This window comes from Paucilactobacillus oligofermentans DSM 15707 = LMG 22743 (genome assembly GCF_001434315.1).
GTDB classification, from domain to species: Bacteria; Bacillota; Bacilli; order Lactobacillales; family Lactobacillaceae; genus Paucilactobacillus; species Paucilactobacillus oligofermentans.
The window spans coordinates 1-1,310 of sequence record NZ_AZFE01000023.1; the positions used below are offsets into that span (position 1 = coordinate 1).

Annotated in this window: 1 pseudogene; it reads left to right on the forward strand. The window is 39.4% G+C overall.

What is annotated here, in order from left to right:
• Positions 1 to 1,310, forward strand: a pseudogene (locus FC70_RS09345) (mucin-binding protein); the annotation flags it as partial.

Genomic DNA, 1,310 nt, shown 5'->3' on the forward strand with positions numbered 1-1,310 from the left:
GACCAGTGCAAGTAGTAGCAGTGCATCAAAGGCTGAAACGACCAGTGCAAGTAGTATCAGTGCAACGAATGCTGAAACGACCGGTGCAAGTAGTATCAGTGCAACGAATGCTGAAACGACCGGTGCAAGTAGTAGCAGTGCAGTGAATGCCGATTCAACCAGTGCAGGTGGAAAACAGAGTGTAGCGCAGATAGCCACTTTGGCAGGTTCAGTTACCAATACGGGTTTCTCAGTTAGTGATCCAGATTATCCATCTGGGATGTGGATTGATCCAGATAAATCTCATTACAGTTATGAATGGTTGCAAGCAAAAGAAAAGGGAAAACATGATGGAAACCAGATTGTTCTTTCAACTAATCGAACGGGCGATGGAATTGTTTATGTAACGGAATTATCGCCATCAAATGCAGTTTTAAAACAATACACTTTAAATCAAAATACTCAGGTAACATCTGCTGTATTTGATCGTACCATCTATTATAATGATGTTTATTTTGAAATGGTCCAAAGCTCTAGCAACAGTTTTGTTACTAAATATACTGCTAGTAAATTTGATAATACCTACTACAATACACTTTCTTATTTTGTACCAAAATTGATCACACAAACAACTTATTACGTTGATAAAGATGGCAAACAAATCACCGACAGTAATGGTAATCTGGTTGTTGCTTATACACAAAAAGGGTTAGTTGGCCAAAATTATACGACGAGCGACGTAAATGTTATAAATGGGTACTATGCTACTGCACCTGCTAATTCAAATGGCGTTATGTCACCATACGGAGAGATTGGTGCTAGTTATGTTAAAAACTTTCATGATGGAGTAGTTATTACTTACACTCAGACTGGTTCAGATGGAACAATGTCTGCTTCAATTGCTCAAAATGGAAGAGTTCTCAAAACATGGACAAGTATAGAGCCTTCAGATCCTGCGATAATGTATAAATTAGGTTATACGACATACGGAATTAAAAATCCATATATCCCACAAACCTCTGATGTTGAGTATGTTTACAGCAATCTCGGCAACTGGGTCGTCTCTAATCCTGATGGCTCGACAAAATCAATTATTTATCCCAATGATTCTAGTGACCCTACTAAGATTGCTGATTCATCTGTGCCTGGTTACCCGGTTATTGATTTTCTTCCTGGCTATACACCTGAAGACCATATGGGGACTCCTTTGGTGCCAGTTGATCCCGATGACCGTACTAAGGGCTATATTCCGCCAATACCTTCTGATAATGGTACAGATACAACGATCACCTATACAGCAGATAAGCAAAAAGGTAGTGTCAGCTACGTTG